This window comes from Shewanella dokdonensis, assembly GCF_018394335.1.
In the GTDB taxonomy this organism is placed as follows: domain Bacteria; phylum Pseudomonadota; class Gammaproteobacteria; order Enterobacterales; family Shewanellaceae; genus Shewanella; species Shewanella dokdonensis.
Genome location: NZ_CP074572.1, coordinates 2187981 through 2203470, shown reverse-complemented (window position 1 = coordinate 2203470; position 15490 = coordinate 2187981). Strand labels below are relative to the sequence as shown.

Annotated in this window: 16 protein-coding genes and 2 pseudogenes; 7 read left to right on the top strand and 11 right to left on the bottom strand. The window is 49.5% G+C overall.

Features of this window, described 5'->3' with window-relative positions; all coding sequences use genetic code 11:
- Window positions 1–69: 69 nt before the first annotated feature.
- The gene (locus tag KHX94_RS10615; protein WP_213680613.1) at window positions 70–2460 is read left to right on the top strand and encodes an EAL domain-containing protein; all 2391 of its coding nucleotides are present in this window, start codon (window positions 70–72) and stop codon (window positions 2458–2460) included.
- Window positions 2461–2501: 41 nt separating this feature from the next.
- Here the strand turns inward: KHX94_RS10615 and KHX94_RS10610 are convergent, their stop codons facing one another.
- Window positions 2502–3590, bottom strand: a complete 1089-nt coding sequence (locus KHX94_RS10610) for a branched-chain amino acid aminotransferase (protein WP_213680612.1) — start codon at window positions 3588–3590, stop codon at window positions 2502–2504.
- Window positions 3591–3921: 331 nt separating this feature from the next.
- Here KHX94_RS10610 and KHX94_RS10605 point away from each other — a divergent pair, with 331 nt between their 5' ends.
- Window positions 3922–4125, top strand: a complete 204-nt coding sequence (locus KHX94_RS10605; RefSeq protein ID WP_213680611.1) for a cell division protein ZapB — start codon at window positions 3922–3924, stop codon at window positions 4123–4125.
- Here KHX94_RS10605 and KHX94_RS10600 read toward each other — a convergent pair whose 3' ends face one another.
- The 7 genes and pseudogenes from KHX94_RS10600 to KHX94_RS10570 form a co-directional block, all read right to left on the bottom strand.
- Window positions 4126–4338, bottom strand: a complete 213-nt coding sequence (locus KHX94_RS10600) for a DUF1107 domain-containing protein (protein WP_213683407.1) — start codon at window positions 4336–4338, stop codon at window positions 4126–4128.
- A gap of 325 nt (window positions 4339–4663) precedes the next feature.
- Window positions 4664–5275, bottom strand: coding sequence for a thiol:disulfide interchange protein DsbA/DsbL (locus tag KHX94_RS10595; protein WP_213680610.1), 612 nt, complete (start codon window positions 5273–5275; stop codon window positions 4664–4666).
- Between the two features lie 114 nt (window positions 5276–5389).
- Window positions 5390–6388, bottom strand: a complete 999-nt coding sequence (locus KHX94_RS10590; RefSeq protein WP_244859098.1) for a serine/threonine protein kinase — start codon at window positions 6386–6388, stop codon at window positions 5390–5392.
- Window positions 6385–6690, bottom strand: a complete 306-nt coding sequence (locus tag KHX94_RS10585) for a DUF3630 family protein (RefSeq protein WP_244859097.1) — start codon at window positions 6688–6690, stop codon at window positions 6385–6387. Before KHX94_RS10585 ends, KHX94_RS10590 begins: the two co-directional genes overlap by 4 nt.
- Window positions 6691–6702: 12 nt before the next feature.
- Window positions 6703–8153: pseudogene (locus KHX94_RS10580) on the bottom strand (protein adenylyltransferase SelO).
- Complete coding sequence (locus KHX94_RS10575) at window positions 8143–8436, bottom strand: hypothetical protein (protein WP_213680609.1); 294 nt, start codon at window positions 8434–8436, stop codon at window positions 8143–8145. Before KHX94_RS10575 ends, KHX94_RS10580 begins: the two are co-directional and overlap by 11 nt.
- 80 nt (window positions 8437–8516) lie before the next feature.
- A complete protein-coding gene (locus KHX94_RS10570) occupies window positions 8517–9275 on the bottom strand; it encodes a hypothetical protein (protein WP_244859096.1) in 759 nt (252 codons plus the stop codon).
- A 231-nt stretch (window positions 9276–9506) separates the two neighbouring features.
- Here KHX94_RS10570 and KHX94_RS10565 point away from each other — a divergent pair, with 231 nt between their 5' ends.
- The 4 genes from KHX94_RS10565 (at window position 9507) to KHX94_RS10550 (ending at window position 12066) form a co-directional block, all read left to right on the top strand.
- Window positions 9507–9866, top strand: a complete 360-nt coding sequence (locus KHX94_RS10565) for a DsrE/DsrF/TusD sulfur relay family protein (protein ID WP_213680608.1) — start codon at window positions 9507–9509, stop codon at window positions 9864–9866.
- Between the two features lie 124 nt (window positions 9867–9990).
- Window positions 9991–10365 (top strand): nitrous oxide-stimulated promoter family protein, encoded by a 375-nt coding sequence (locus KHX94_RS10560; protein WP_213680607.1) that lies wholly within the window; start codon window positions 9991–9993, stop codon window positions 10363–10365.
- 67 nt (window positions 10366–10432) lie between these two features.
- A complete protein-coding gene (locus KHX94_RS10555; RefSeq protein ID WP_213680606.1) occupies window positions 10433–11296 on the top strand; it encodes a hypothetical protein in 864 nt (287 codons plus the stop codon).
- Between the two features lie 191 nt (window positions 11297–11487).
- Window positions 11488–12066 carry a YSC84-related protein gene (locus KHX94_RS10550; protein WP_213680605.1) on the top strand — a complete coding sequence of 193 codons (579 nt, stop codon included), beginning with the start codon at window positions 11488–11490 and terminating at the stop codon, window positions 12064–12066.
- 48 nt (window positions 12067–12114) lie between these two features.
- Here the strand turns inward: KHX94_RS10550 and KHX94_RS10545 are convergent, their stop codons facing one another.
- From KHX94_RS10545 to KHX94_RS10535, 3 genes and pseudogenes are all read right to left on the bottom strand, one after another.
- Window positions 12115–13152, bottom strand: a complete 1038-nt coding sequence (locus KHX94_RS10545) for an acyltransferase family protein (protein ID WP_213680604.1) — start codon at window positions 13150–13152, stop codon at window positions 12115–12117.
- Between the two features lie 205 nt (window positions 13153–13357).
- Window positions 13358–13683 (bottom strand): annotated as a pseudogene (locus KHX94_RS10540) (YkvA family protein).
- 113 nt (window positions 13684–13796) lie between these two features.
- Complete coding sequence (locus KHX94_RS10535; RefSeq protein ID WP_244859095.1) at window positions 13797–14486, bottom strand: TetR/AcrR family transcriptional regulator; 690 nt, start codon at window positions 14484–14486, stop codon at window positions 13797–13799.
- Between the two features lie 107 nt (window positions 14487–14593).
- Here KHX94_RS10535 and KHX94_RS10530 point away from each other — a divergent pair, with 107 nt between their 5' ends.
- Window positions 14594–15475 (top strand): LysR family transcriptional regulator, encoded by an 882-nt coding sequence (locus tag KHX94_RS10530; RefSeq protein WP_213680603.1) that lies wholly within the window; start codon window positions 14594–14596, stop codon window positions 15473–15475.
- Window positions 15476–15490 lie beyond the last annotated feature (15 nt).

Genomic DNA, 15490 nt, shown 5'->3' with positions numbered 1-15490 from the left:
GGGGCGTTACACCACCCCTATTACCATCTCAACAATAGTCATCTGATAACACTGCCCTACAGCGATAAGGTGCTTAACTTTGAAGTGACCTCCAGTGACTTCAGTTATCCAGGGCACGACAATTTCAGTTTTTATCTGGAAGGGCAAGACAGCAGTTGGACACCGCTGCGTAACCAACATCTTGTAAGCTACACCAATCTGGCACCGGGTCATTACCGTTTATGGGGGCGCTATCAACTAGACGGCAATAGCCTTGAAGCCCCACAACTGCTGGCGGATATTCATATCGAGCCGCCCTACTATCGCACCACCTCGGCTTATGTCATCTATGTGCTGCTAACGGCATTAATGTTTAGCTTGCTGACCCGTCGTTATTTTAAACAACGTTACCATGCCCAACGTATTCAACAGGAAATCAGCACCTCAGAGAAACGTTTGCGCTTGGCCTTGCTGGGCTCAGGTGGACGTATGTGGGACTGGCAGCTTAAACATAATCGCCTGTATATCACCAGCCAACATGATGGTGACGAGTACAGTGAAGAGATTGATCGCCAACAATTCTACAGCCAGGTGCACCCAGATGATTTACCCAAAATTACCGAGGCGCTACAGCTCTATATCAATGGCGAAACCCCGTTTTACGAAGCCGAATATCGTTTAAAAAATACGACTGACGGTGACTGGTTATGGGGGCTCGATCGCGGTAAGGCAGTGGAATGGGATAAACATGGCAACCCTATCCGCCTAGCGGGAACACTGACCGATATCTCGTTGCGTAAACGCCAGGAAGACCAGTTACGACTGTCTTATCAGGTGCTGGAAAGTATGAATGAGGCGGTAGTGATTACCGATCTGGATTATCGGGTGATTGACGTTAATCCCGCCTTCACTGACATCACTGGCTTTACCGAGCAGGATATCAAAGGACGTCCCGTATTATTCCTCACCCGTGGTCTTTATCCTCGCAGTTTTTATCAACAGGCGGAATCCGTCATGCTCAACCGCCACAGTTGGGCGCGGGAAATGCAGATCCGTACCCGCCGAGGCAAGCTGCTGCCAGTCTGGATGGAAGCCAATCAAGTGCTAGATCATCGTGGTCACACCAGCCATCTGGTCATGGTGTTCAACGATATAACTGAGCGTAAAAAAGCAGAAGAAGACTTGCGGCTGATGGCCAACTATGACCAGCTAACTGACCTGCCCAACCGCACTTTATTTCAGGATCGCTTGCAACACGCTTTGGCACAAGCCATCCGTTGTGACACCAAGGTGGCACTGCTGTTTCTGGATCTCGATCGCTTCAAAAATATTAATGACACCCGCGGCCACCAAGTGGGCGATCAACTGTTATCGGCGGTGGCTGAGCGGCTACGCCGGGTGATCCGCGAAGGCGATACCGTAGCCCGCATCGGCGGTGACGAGTTCACCATTATTCTCGAAGGGGTGCATAAAACCAAAGCCGCAACCGTTATCGCCGAGAAAATTATCGATACGCTGAAACAACCGTTCGCCGTGGGGCAGATGATGCTGGATATCACCACCTCCATCGGTATCAGTATCTTTCCTGACGATGCTGACAATACCGAAGAGCTGCTGAAATTCGCCGACACAGCCATGTACCATGCCAAAGCGATGGGACGGAATAATTTCCAGTTCTACACCGCATGTATGAACCAGGCCGCGGTCAGGCATATGCAGTTGGAGAGCGGCCTAAAACAGGCTCTGGCAAATAATGAGCTGTATCTGGTGTATCAGCCGAAATATGAAGTCAAAAGCGGCAAACTCATCGGCATGGAAGCGCTACTGCGCTGGCACAGTGACAAACTCGGCCCAGTCTCGCCGGTGGAATTTATTCCATTGGCAGAAGAAACCGGCATGATCAACACCATCGGGGGCTGGGTGCTGCAACAGGTGTGTCAACAGCTAGCGCAGTGGCGCCAGCAAGGATTACAACCCGTACCGGTGGCGATCAATCTTTCGGCAAAACAGCTGAATAATCACATTGTGGATGAAGTACAGCAAGCATTAACAACTTGTGAGCTAACGGCCTCATTACTGGAATTGGAACTGACAGAATCCGCCGTTATGCAACATCCAGCGGAATCTATCGCGATTCTGGCACGCTTGGAAGCCTTAGGACTGACCTTAGCGGTTGATGACTTTGGCACTGGCTATTCCAGCCTCGCCTACCTCAAGCGTTTCCCTATCCACACGCTCAAAATTGACAAAGAGTTCGTACGGGATATTTCGGATGACCCTGAAGACGCCGCCATCACCAGCGCGATTATCGCTTTGGCTCATAGCCTAGATCTGCTGGTGGTCGCCGAAGGTGTAGAAACGCAAGAGCAATTGCATTTCCTCGCCAGTCAGGGCTGTGACCAAGTGCAGGGATACCTGCTGGGCAAACCTATGTCCGTAGCCGATTGCAGCGGTTTACTGCAAGCCAAGGCTGAGCCATAAAAAAACGCGGTTCTATCGCCGCGTTTTTAGTTGAGGTTCGCTTAATGACCTAAATGAGGCACAGGTTGTAACCACCCGGCGGGCGCTTTACGCTCACCACGCTGTATGGCGGTGTACACTTCATAGATGTGCTTCACGTGTTCACCCACCTTGCCATCACCTACGTTAAGACGCCGACCATCTTCGAAGATGTAGGAACCCACGGGTGATACCACTGCGGCAGTACCAAAGCCACCGGCTTCGATAATTTCACCGGTTTCGATGCCTTTAACGAAGTCATCCAGGCGCACCATTTCCTGACGTACCGGATAACCCAGTTCAGTCGCCAGATCGATGATCGACTGCGAGGTAATGGAACGCAAAATGGTGTCGGTAAATTCAGGAATAATCACTGTGCCATCTTTCAGGATATGGAAGTGGTTCATTGCGCCAGCTTCCTCGATGTACACATTGTTGTTATCCAGGTACAGCACCTGTGATGCGCCCACTTCTTTAGCGGCACGCCCTGCCCGTAATGATGCGGCATAGTTACCAGACGCCTTACTAGCGCCAGTACCACCGGGAGCCGCACGATGATAATGGGTACTGATCAGTAAACTGATAGGACTCAAACTGGTGCCGTAATAAGCGCCGCTCGGACTCAACACCACGCAAAACGTGTATGACGTTGACGGGCTCACAGAGAGGCGATCTTCCGTTGCAAAAATAAACGGCCGAATATACAAACAGGCGCCATCCTGCATTGGGAACCACAGACGATCCACATCAATCAACGCATTGATTGCCTGCAATTGCTGAGCTTCCGGCAGATAGGGAATACACAGGATATCGGCAGAACGATTCAAGCGTTCCGCATTCTTGTTGATACGGAAAGTGTAGATCTCGCCGTCTTGATGCATGAAAGCCTTAGCACCTTCAAAAATAGACTGACCATAATGGAGAGCCACTGCACCCGGAGCAACCGAGAAAGGACCATATGGAACAATACGCGGATCACGCCATTCACCGTCGTAATAATCCATTAAAAACATATGGTCGGTACGCAACCGGCCAAACCCGACATTACCCTCCGGACGGAACTGCTCCTGGCGGCGTTCTGCGGCAGGTTTTAACTGATACTTGATTTCCATTTTGAACTACCTTGACTATTGTTCAAGCAGACTAGGAAGCGCGACAGTGAAAGTCAATAGGCATCGGGGATTGCAAACGATAACAAACCGATTTTTTCCATAACAGGCGGTAACAAACTCATAAAGCGCTCACTGACCATGGAATATGAGTATTAGGCCGAGGCGCTACGGCGACAAATGTTAATGATTTCGCCTGCCAAGCCACGACTTGTTGTCCATAATTTGCAATCTCGTATGGTTTTTCGGCAGTTACCTAGCGGTCACTATTCGTCAGCTAGCCAGCACGGTAGAATCAACCCACATTTACTCAATGACCGGAAGGACTTTCCCCATGAGCCTTGAATTACTGTCCAAACTGGAAGCCAGTATCCAGAATGCACTGGAACAGATTGAATTATTAAAATTGGAACTGGATGAAGAAAAACAGAAAAATTTGTCACTCAGCGAGCAGAACCAACGACTACAGCAGGAACTCAACACCTGGAACGACAAAGTGTCTGGGCTGGTAGGCCTGCTCACTGATAAAGTAGATTAATTACACCGATGACGCGCCATGCGTCTGCTGATCCAGTAATTGATTAAGTTCGATGACCGCCTGCTTCACCTTGGGCAGGCCCTTTCCTGGCAATAAAAAACGCCCTTTTTCAAATTCAAGCCGTCCTAGGTCTTTCACCCAGACCGCACCTTTCAGAAAAATCCGCGCATGTTTGGCAATGAGTTTCGGAGCATAAACGGGAAATACGCGCACGGAGCCTCCATATTTGTTGTTGTCTGACATTGTCATTGGACAAGCAGCAACGCCGCTGAGTTTCATCCGCATGACGTTTTTTTAAGTGGTTAAGTACTGTTCACTTAGAAAAATAAATAAAATCAGTGATTGCCAATTTTTTGACGCTTAGATATATTATTGACGTTACTCAGGGTAAAAACTGAGCCTCTGGCTCTAAATCCGTACGTCTCGTCATGAGAAGTACGGTTTTTTTGCCTAAAATTCCCCAACAGCCACATTTTTACTGCGCTCTAGCCAGTAAAAAACCGGACACAAGGCCCGGTTTAATGGAGTGGGGAAGCGCTTATTCCAGTTTGCTGAGATAGTTGATGATAGCGGCAAGCTGCTCAAAAGATTTCAGTGATGAGGTATCGATCAGATACTTCTCATTCACCACCAGCGCTGGCACACCTTCAATTTGGGCATTTTCAGTGCTGCGTTTCATGCTCGCCACCATGCTGTTAACCATAAAAGAGTTAGCGGCGGCTTCAAACTCTTTAGCATCAACGCCTTCGGCCACAAAGAACTGTTTTACGTCCTCCATACCACTAAAACGCTGATGTTTTTCATGGATTGCCGCAAACAAAGTCGGTTCGATTTTGTCACTGACGTTAAGCAGTTCGGCAATTGCCCAAGCGCGGGACATGACAACCCCCATTTCACGTCCAATAAATTCCACATGAACCTGCTTGAACGTCATGTCTTTCGGCATATCGGCTTTCAGCTTAGGCAGAAATGTTTTGGAAAAGTGATAACAGTGAGGACAGTAAAAAGAGAAATACTCGGTGAGATTGGGTTTCACTGACGCTGGCTTGTCAGAGATAATTTTGTAGTTCACACCTTCTTTAAACTCAGAGGCGTTTGCCGCAAGTGGCAGCAACAGCAATGCCGCAGCCAATATCAGTAGTTTTTTCATTGGGGTTCCTTGCTTTATTATTCTGGACCGGAATGACTGGTCGCCGACTAAAATAATCTTCTTTTCGAGTGCAACTCAAGCCCTGAGTTCCAAATTTCCGGGAATTAACCTAAATCAATAAGGGATCAGGCTCAACGGCGGCTGTAACATGCGCTGCTGTTGCTCGGCAAACACGTGTAATTGCTGTTGCCAATAATCTTCGCTGGCAAACCAGGGAAAATGTCTAGGAAAGGCCGGATCCTGCCAACGTCTGGCCAGCCAGCCGTTATAGTGCAGCAGTCGCAACGCCCGCAAACATTCAATCAACTTCAGCTCTGAAGGATGAAAATCACCGAACTCGCTGTAAGCCTCCAGCAATACTTCCAATTGCAGTTGCTGCTGGTTGCGATCGCCACTCAGCATCATCCATAGATCCTGTACCGCCGGGCCATTGCAAGCATCATCAAGATCGACAAAGCCGGGGCCGTCAGGTGTCCACAAGATGTTGCCCGGATGCAGGTCGCCATGTAGCCGCATTTTAGAAGGGGTCTGCTGTTGCCACACTTGGTTCACTTGTTGCAGCAGGGCGACGGTAACCTCCTGCAGCGGTTGCCGCAGTTTGGTCGGGATCAACTCACACGCCAGCATCTCGGCTAGCCCCGTGTCACCAAAAGTCTGTGGGCTAATGGCTATTCGCGCCTGAAAACGGCTGCCTTTGGCATACTGGTGCATCCGCCCAATAAACTGACCGACCGCCTCCAGTTGTTCCAGATTATCCACTTCAAAACTGCGGCCACCAATGGATGGGAACAGGGCAAAACGGTATCCCTGAAAGTGATGCAGGCTGACACCATCCACTTGGATCGGCGCAGCCAGCGGGATTTCTGCTTGCTGCAATTCAAAGGTAAAAGCATGTTCTTCGAGGATCTGAGCATCACTCCAGCGCTCGGGTCGATAAAACTTCACCACATAACGTTGGCCGCGGTCACAACGAAACTGATAAACACGATTTTCGTAGCTGTTCAGTGGTAACAGCCCACTCTCCGGATAGATGCCAATATTTTCAATGGCATCCAGAATCAGTTCCGGTGTCAGTCCGCTGAAATGAAATGCGGCACTGTTATCACTCATCATTGTGACTCCCATAATTTTTTGAGGTACTGCAACACCTCAAAATCCTGCGGTTGCTGACAGCTAAGCCAGCAGCTACCACTGTAAAATTCAAAATGCAGCCATAAGAGCGTGCCTTCAAATTCCACCAACCACTGATGCCGATCGGCGCCCCAGTTACGCTCTCGCACCTGCAAATCTAGCCGTTGACACAGTTGCACCGCCAGTGGCGGAAATTGCTCAAAATCGCAGGTCAATTCGAACAGTAAAGTGTGCTCTGAGTTATCGAGTGTGGCACAGCCAACACCCGCTATGAGTTGTTGCAAATCAAACGCTCCCTAACTGCTGCAGGACATAATCAACCCTTCACCCCATGCGGGTGGCCGCTGGCTAAATTCAGCAAACTCCGAGGTAGTATCATAAGGGCTTCGCAGCGCGCGATACAATCGCTGTAGTGGTGCGGTATCGCCCTGTTCCGCAGCCACTATCACCTGCTGGGCCAGATAGTTACGCAAAATATATTGGGGATTATGTTGCCGCCGCTGCGCCTGCCACTGGCCAACATCCGGGATTGGCCCGAGACGCTGACGATATTGTGCCAGCCAGTGATCAAATGCTGCGGTATCAACAAATTCATCGCGTAATGCCGAGCTAGCCGAAGTGGGGTCTAACGAGGCAAATTGCCGGAATGTTAAGGTGTAATCCAGCCCTTGTTGTTCCAGCATGGTGGTAAACGCACCGATAAGCGCCAAATCATTCTCGGCAGGCACTGCACTAGCGTCTGGGAGCCCCATCTTTTGCCGCATCAGTTGCAGGTAGTGTTTGACCAGCATCGGCTGATAGCACCGTAATGCGGCCAGCAACGCATCAGATGAGATGATGGGAGTCAATGCTTGCGCCAAACATTGCAGATTCCATAAGCCAATGCCGGGCTGTTGTCCAAAGGCATAACGCCCTTCGGGATCGGAATGGTTACAGATAAAGTCTTCTTTGAAAGTATCAAGAAATGCAAATGGCCCGAAGTCAAAACTGTCACCCACAATCGACATATTATCGGTATTCATCACCCCATGGGCAAAGCCAATCGCCTGCCAGCTTGCAATGAGCCGAGCGGTGGCTTCCACCACCTCAACAAACCATTGCTGGTAGCCCGCAGCATCACAATCAAGGTGTGGGAAATGCTGCGCGATAGTGAAATCTGCCAATTGCCGCACTCGTTCAGCCTTGCCGCCGGTACTGTAGTAACAGTGCTCAAAATGCCCAAAACGAATATGACTACGCGCCAAACGCACGGTGATGGCGCCTTTTTCCAAGCTCTCCCGCCATACTGGCAATTCTGAGCCGATAACGGCTAACGCCCGAGTGGTGGGGATGCCGAGATGAAATAACGCTTCTGATACCAGAAACTCGCGAATAGCAGAACGGGTCACGGCTCGACCATCACCATGCCGCGAAAAAGGCGTTGGTCCGGCACCTTTAACGCTACATCCCAATGACCTTGGGGGCCAACCGCTTCCCCCAGGATGATTGAACGGCCATCGCCCAGTTGTGGACTGTAACCGCCAAACTGATGACCACTATAAACCTGGGCATAATAGCTGGCGCCCGGCATTCGTTGGTTACCGGCCAACTGCTGTAACAACGGCTCATCGGCTTGTTGCAGCCCGAGCAATGCGGCAGCGTCGTCACTCCACGCTAACCAATGGGGCGACGGTAAGCCAGGCAGTACCTCTTCATAAAAATCCGGCAGTTGCTCAAAAAATCCTGTTTGAAATGCATCAAGGCTCAGGGGTAAAAGTGTGCCATTGATCACAGGTTACCACATTCGCATCATCCAAGCGGCAGCGATGTGCACACTGAAAAACCGCCGGCTCGTCGGCCAACAGTTGCATGCCATGGCCCTTAGCTTCACATTGCTGCAGCGTTTCATAATAACCACTGATGGCTTCATAGTGGTGTACCGTTTGCGGCAGTTGCTGTTGCTGCGGATAGTAGAACAATGTCCATTCTGGCACCTGAGTACATGCAGTACACAGCAAGATGGCCACCAGCCCAAAACATAAACGTTGCATCCGCGACCTCTACTTGAAAAAATAAACCCGGCACGATTGGCCGGGTCTGAATCATAAAACCCACAATACCCTTACGGCAATCAGCCGCCCGCCTTCAGCCGGGTCTTTTCAATGCGCTTGATGCGGCCATCGAACCCGGTCACTGTGCCATCGCCTAACCCCAAGTCCAGCGCTTGCTGGCATAGGTCGATAGCCTGCTCATAATGGCCGGAATCGCTGCATAAGGTTGATAACTGCATAAACCCAACCCCTTTTAATTCGGCTTTGGCATCGGCCGATTGCAATGCCGCCATACTATCGCGGAAGCGTTGCGGATATTCCTTAGCAAGGCTCTGCCCCAATTGCAGGTAGTGCGGGTTTTTACGCTGTTTGTAACATTCAGCAACTACCGCTAGCAGCGTTTCATGACGCGCAACCGCGCCATCGGCCGCGGCATATTGCGTCATGGCGCGTTTGAGCGTGACATTGCCCCAACTGATATCGCCTTGCGTTGCCACTGCTGGCTCTGGCTCTGGCTCTGGCTCTGGCTCTGGCTCTGGCTCTGGCTCTGGCTCTGGCTCTGGCTCTGGCTCTGGCTCTGGCTCTGGCTCTGGCTCTGGCTCTGGCTCTGGCTCTGGCTCTGGCTCTGGCTCTGGCTCTGGCTCTGGCTCTGGCTCTGGCTCTGGCAGCGGAGTATCGTCGGTTGCTGGCGCTTCTGTAAAATCTGCATCCTGGTGCTGTTTCGCTGGCACAGCATCCCGTGGTTGCCGAGGGCTCTCTTTCGCTGCTAGCGTTTGGGCCCGCCGGTATAAAAATATCCCCACGCCGATCAGCGCAATGATGGCTATCAATTTCAACATGTTGTTTCACCGTTTGACTGGGAGGGTGGCATGATCAGCAAGACACTATGCAAGGTTTGCTGATCCGACTGTGTTACCAACCATAGATTTAATGTATTCTCTCCGTAAAAATCAAGTATTTAACTTTACGGATTTACCCTGTCGGTCCTCAATCCTGTGACCAGTGTAACGTCTCGTGGGTAATTCGGTCATATAGCTGCCATTTAATTCAGGCAAATAAGGATATCGGTTATGCAAAAAATATTGATTGTGGCTCATGCCAGCCCTTATGGCTCAGAAAAAATGTTTAACACGCTGCGTATTGCCGTAGCGATGAAAGAATTTGCGGCAAATGAGGCGGAACTGAAACTGTTCCTGATGTCAGATGCCGTATTCAGTGCGGTCAAAGGACAGCAAACCCCAGATCTCAGCTACAACCTGCAACAGATGCTGGAAATTCTGACGGCGCAGAAGGTACCGCTGTTACTCTGTAAAACCTGTGCTGAGTCTCGGGGCGTCACCCAGGAGATGCTGGTTGATGGTGCAGCTATCGGCACGCTCGGAGATCTAACGCGCTGGACGCTAGAAGCCGATAAAGTCATGCATATCTAAATGCCTTAAGGGTGCGCATGATAACTTGCATTTTGTGCGCACCTTCAAACTCTCCACGACTGTCACTACTGCTCTACATCGCCCTTCGCTAAACTTGTGACATGGGCTGTTCGTAGGAGCCGTTATGTCACTGCTACAAGGTAAGCTACAAACCGAATTACAAACCATTACGGCGATGACACACATATATTGCCGCGCACATCATCAAACACAGGATGTCTTGTGCCAAGAGTGTCAAGCATTGCTAGACTACGCCGAAACACGGTTGGATCGCTGCCCTTATGGTGAAACCAAACCCGCCTGCAAACATTGTCCGGTACACTGTTATAAAGCCGAGCCGAAAGAGCAAGTCAGACAGATCATGCGTTACGCTGGCCCGAGGATGCTGTGGCAGCACCCATTGCTGGCTATCCGCCATCTACTGAACGAACGTAAACCGTTTCCCGATAAACCCCCACATAATGCTTCCAATCGCGCCAAGCGACAAAAAACGCCATAGTACATTTTTATTGCAGTTGTCGTTCGCTGTGATAACAATGAGCTAAGTAGAGCTGGCGGAGATCGCCGTGGCGGCACTTGGTGGTTTTGTTACAGATGCCTACTGGTGGTTATCACTCCTTGGCGGCCTGCATTGTCTAATGCTGGCGGGCTACGTGCTGTTTTTCTACATTGAACGCAGTGAACAGAGATGGCTGCTAACCGGTATTTTTGGACTGATGGCGCTGTACTTTTTTACCGGCATGCTCAATCGGGATAACATCCCCACACCATTGCACCTGCTGTTTATCCTGCTGCAACCTACCTATTTTCTGCTGTTGCCGCTGTTATATCTTTACTGCCGTCGCTTGTGTTATCCCCTGCTCAGCATTCAATTGCCATTACGTCACCTGTTGCCAATGCTGCTCACTATGTTGCTGGTAATGCTGGCGCTGTTACTGCATCACGCCAATATGACCGACATACTATTGAGCAAAACCAGCAATCCGCTCAATGGACTTGCGCTGTTGCTGCCACTGGCACTGAGTCTGCAAACCTTGGTCTACGTGTGGTTGATCCTGCGTTTACTCATCCGACATCGCGGACAGATGACACAGAGTCATGACCCAATGTTGCAACTGCGTTTTCGCTGGCTACTGCTGCTGACGATAGCACTCATCATCAATTGGTTGGTACGTAATCTGGCTTTTGTATTGCCGTTGCTATTTGGTGACCAGTTGGCCTCTGTCAGCCGTACGCTTCCTCATGTAATACTATTGCTAACGCTTTATGCCCTGGCGCTTTACGGTTTAAAGCAACTCACCCATATCGCTTATCTTCGTGGGCGCGCAGCACGAGAAAACCGCCAGACCACCACCCAAGATGATGTGTTAAGTGATGAAGAAAAGCGTTTTATTCGCCAACTGTTAAAGCAACCGAAAGATCGTCAGTAACCGTCTTCATAACATCTATTAAGATATGCAATAGCGCTATTCCGTACAGCGTTTTATCTGAACCTAAGCTGACAAGTAGCCAAAAAAGAACGCTTTTTTATTTTGTCACTCTGTTTTTTTCAGCATTGGACGGTAAGCTAATGCTCAATCGACAGGGACACCTGCCGTTAAACAGATAGATGGAGGTTCCGATGAAAACCTTTAGCAGTATTTTACTGGCAGCGGCTGCGCTGCTCGCCAGTCTGAGCTTTTCAAGCCAGGCCTTAGCTGAAGACAGCTATAACGATGCATTGGCAACTTTTCAAAAGGCCAGCGAAACCCACAAATTCTTTAATACTGCCTATGGCTACGCGATCTTTCCAACCGTAGGCAAAGGGGGCATTGGCATAGGTGCCGCCTATGGTAAAGGTCGGGTGTACCGCGGCGGCGTTTACACCGGCGATTCATCTTTAACCCAGGTTTCCATTGGTTTTCAGCTTGGTGGTCAGGCCTACAGTGAAATTATCTTTTTCAGAGATGCCAAAGCCTACAATGACTTTACCAGTGGCAGTTTCGAATTTGGTGCTCAAGCGTCTGCCGTTGCCATTAACCTCGGGGCCAATGCTCAGGCCGGCACTACCGGTAATTCAGCTGGTGCCGGACAACATGGCGGCAACCAATCCGCCACCGCGGCTTACATCAATGGCATGGCGGTATTTACCGCGGCCAAAGGTGGGCTGATGTTTGAAGCGGCTTTAGCCGGACAATCCTTTACCTTTGACGCAAAATAGTCATAGCCACAGATGAATAATAAAGGCGGCATTAAGTCGCCTTTATTATTACCAGCCAATCCACTGCCGCGAACCGTCTCCGAGCCACTTCTTGATGGCACTGGCAATCCAGACACTGCCGTACAGCAATAACAGGAAGATAGCTACCGATAACGCAATGGATGTCAGCGCCGAACCGGGAGCCAGTTTAAAGTGTAATAATTTACAGGCATCGGCGAACAACATTGAAAAAATCGGGTGCAGGAAAAAGATAGCAAAGCTCATATCTGCAATCCGCTCCAGCCAAGGAAACTCGCCGCAACGCGCCAATATTTCACAGCCTTTCAGCACCAAAATACACAGACAGAATTTCTGCACAAATTGCCAGTCTATGCCGCCATAACTCAGGGCATATTTGTGATAATTGCCCACATGCCCATCAATGTTGGTTTGCACCCACAAACTGATGAACAAGCCGAGCCACGCCAGAATATTGAGCACAACCGTCAGCCGTTTGACCACAGCCTCTTCTTGCGAATAAAGCATCCCCAACAGATAAAACGGCGTGAAATACAGCAAGGACTGCAACACATTGACATTGCCTATCGGCCGATGCAGCAATATCGACACCAACATTGACAGCAACAACAACCCCAGCCGCCATGAGCGAGATAAGTGAATGTAAAACAGAAAAACCGGTGACAGCGCAAACACCAACATGATAAACGGCACGTACCAGTGTGGAAACAGCACATAGCCATTACGAACGGTGTACCAAACATCAAGCAATAACTGTGATGCTGAGTGGCCCTGTAACCAATGCCATTCCACCAGCAACAGCATTAAACCTGCCAGCGAAACCCACAAAAATGGCAACAGCACATTACGGATCTTGGACGTCATAAATCCTTGATAGGCAAAGCGCGGATAGAACACCCGGTGGAAGAAATAACCGGAAATAAACACAAACAAGGCAGTGCCCCCGCGCAGCAGATTTTCCAGCATCAATGGAAAGCCTTCGCCAGAGTTGTAAACGCTGTGCCCGGCCACAATCAGTAAAATGGCAACACCACGCATATAGGTAAATTCGGCTTGTTTCTGGCGCATAAAGGCCTCTCGCAACCAACAGGGATTTAATATCAGGGGAGTTGAGCGACCGGAGGTATAGATGCCGGGCACTGACAGCGGAAATGATCTTCAGAGTGAAAACGCCGTCAGCATAGCGGTAATGCAGTAAAAGCGGAATAGCCGCCAGAAAATATTTTTTACCGACAAACAGAAAATAAAAAGTAAAAAATATCAGTCTATTACATCAATCGCCAAACCAACGTTTCAGGGTTGAAGCGGCCTCAGCGTGAACACTATCGTCAATGTACATGCTGACCATAGCTAACGCCGCCGCCAAGGCTCCGAGATCATCACTAAAACCGACGATTGGTGTGAGATCCGGAATCGCATCCAATGGTGAGATAAAATAAGCCAGTGCGCCAAAAATGATCGTTTTTGCCCACTTGGGGTATTCTCGCGCTTAGCGGCGTAATACAGCAGTAACGCATTTTCAACAACGTCCCTGCCAGCCTTTAGCGCAAACCCTTTCAGCTTCTCCCAAAACCCCTGTTCGCTGTATTCCTGCTGCATAATGAACTCCCATTCATCAAGTGTTATATCGTTCAGGGTTGCCACTTACCAGCGTTCGGCACATCCACCAGCACATTACAACTAAGCGTTAGCAATTTAACAACATTCTACTTTCAAACTGTCATCAGATGTTCTAAGGCAAATTTCATCCGTTGGTCAGCATGTACCGGGGTTGGCGTCATCCATTTAAGCCACTGGCTAATCTGTTCCCGAGTCGGCACACGTTTGTCTGATTGCCCTAACAGCTGTATCAACGCATAGCAGTATTGATAGTAGAGCTGCACATCATGAGCATCAACAGCCTCTTCACTGACGTTGATCATGGTGCCACGAATGAAGTCCCGTACCAATGTGCAACGGTCAAAACCTTGCACTTCCCCCATCTGTTGGATCTGCTGTCGATTCCAGTACAGATAGCGTTCATAGGCTTTTGTAAACGCCGCCTGATGATCAGCACTGGCCTGTTGCTGCAACTCGGTATTGGGCATCACCCGTGAAATTACAAACCGTTTGCGACAGGTCACTTCATGTAAACGCCAGCAATAATGGTACAGATACCAATATAAAGGGTTGTGCGGATACTGGGTGATACTTTGCGCCTGATGCCAGAAATCATTAAATTCAGCCGCCGCAACCGCAACGATTAAATCTGACTCATGTGGAAAATGATTATAGATTGTCCCGCGCGATATTTGGCTAATTTCAACAAGATGAGAACGACAAAGGTCAAATACTTTATGGCCACGTAATTTATTTTGTGCTAAAGACACTAAATAATTACAACGCTGTTGCCAGCTGCTCATTTTGGCCTCCTAAATAATAGCCTTTCTTCACACTCTCATAATATCAGCCTAGGGAGTTAATCCTTATTGAGTAATAATTAAGGCACCATAAGCAACTGCAATATTTGATGCTGAAATTAGAATTATTGGAAAGTCTGATTGCCGTTGCCGAAACCGGTAATCTGTCAAAAGCCGCTGAGCGCCTCTGCCGTACTCAGTCGGCGCTCAGTTTGCAGATCAAGAAGCTGGAAGAGAGCGTTGGTCAGGTATTGTTACTGCGCGATAACAAAGGCGCCAAACTGACAGACGCGGGCGAAAAACTGCTGAACTATGCCTACAAGATGTTGCAACTCAGTAGCCAGGCGATGGATGAATTGAAAGAAGACAGCCAGCAAACAATTCGCCTGGGGATCCCCACCGACTATGTCAAATGGTATCTGGAAAGCGGTCTGATCGAATTTATCCGCGAATTTACTCACTTGCAGTTAGTGATAGATACCGATGTTTCCGGCAATCTGTTCCGCCGGCTGCAAAATGGGGAATTTGATGCCATTATTGCCACCCACTGGAAACCTCAACCCAACAGTGAATTTCTCTTTGAGCGACGCTTTGTGTGGAGTGCAGCCAAAAATGGGCAGGCGTACAAACGCACCGTGATCCCGGTGGCACTATATCCAGAAAATTGCCCCATCAGGGTTCAGGTATTTGCGAACCACAATCTGTTGATGCGGCCACTGAATGTCCTGCTAACCACACCATCGCCGCAGGCAATCTGCAGTGCCGTGGAGGATGATCTAGTGATTGCACCGCTGGCAGAATTCCGAGTCAGTGACAAAATGCAGATATTGGATCCCGACACACATGGACTGCCATCATTGCCATTGTTCAATGAGTCGCTGTACGTTAACCCGGCATCTGAATCCAAAGCGATTGAACAGCTAAAAGAGCTACTCAAAGCCAACTTGTCACGGTTGTCACTGCGACATAAAAAGAGTGGTAACTATTCCTAGTTACCACCCACAGCG

Coding starts and splice junctions, on each gene's coding strand:
- KHX94_RS10560 (WP_213680607.1), top strand. CDS start 9,991: ATGTCACTGCTACAAGGTAAGCTACAAACCGAATTACAAACCATTACG.
- KHX94_RS10595 (WP_213680610.1), bottom strand. CDS start 5,275: ATGAAAAAACTACTGATATTGGCTGCGGCATTGCTGTTGCTGCCACTT.
- KHX94_RS10570 (WP_244859096.1), bottom strand. CDS start 9,275: ATGTTGAAATTGATAGCCATCATTGCGCTGATCGGCGTGGGGATATTT.
- KHX94_RS10610 (WP_213680612.1), bottom strand. CDS start 3,590: ATGGAAATCAAGTATCAGTTAAAACCTGCCGCAGAACGCCGCCAGGAG.
- KHX94_RS10575 (WP_213680609.1), bottom strand. CDS start 8,436: ATGCAACGTTTATGTTTTGGGCTGGTGGCCATCTTGCTGTGTACTGCA.
- KHX94_RS10590 (WP_244859098.1), bottom strand. CDS start 6,388: ATGATGAGTGATAACAGTGCCGCATTTCATTTCAGCGGACTGACACCG.
- KHX94_RS10565 (WP_213680608.1), top strand. CDS start 9,507: ATGCAAAAAATATTGATTGTGGCTCATGCCAGCCCTTATGGCTCAGAA.
- KHX94_RS10535 (WP_244859095.1), bottom strand. CDS start 14,486: ATGAGCAGCTGGCAACAGCGTTGTAATTATTTAGTGTCTTTAGCACAA.
- KHX94_RS10530 (WP_213680603.1), top strand. CDS start 14,594: ATGCTGAAATTAGAATTATTGGAAAGTCTGATTGCCGTTGCCGAAACC.
- KHX94_RS10605 (WP_213680611.1), top strand. CDS start 3,922: ATGAGCCTTGAATTACTGTCCAAACTGGAAGCCAGTATCCAGAATGCA.
- KHX94_RS10545 (WP_213680604.1), bottom strand. CDS start 13,152: ATGCGCCAGAAACAAGCCGAATTTACCTATATGCGTGGTGTTGCCATT.
- KHX94_RS10550 (WP_213680605.1), top strand. CDS start 11,488: ATGAAAACCTTTAGCAGTATTTTACTGGCAGCGGCTGCGCTGCTCGCC.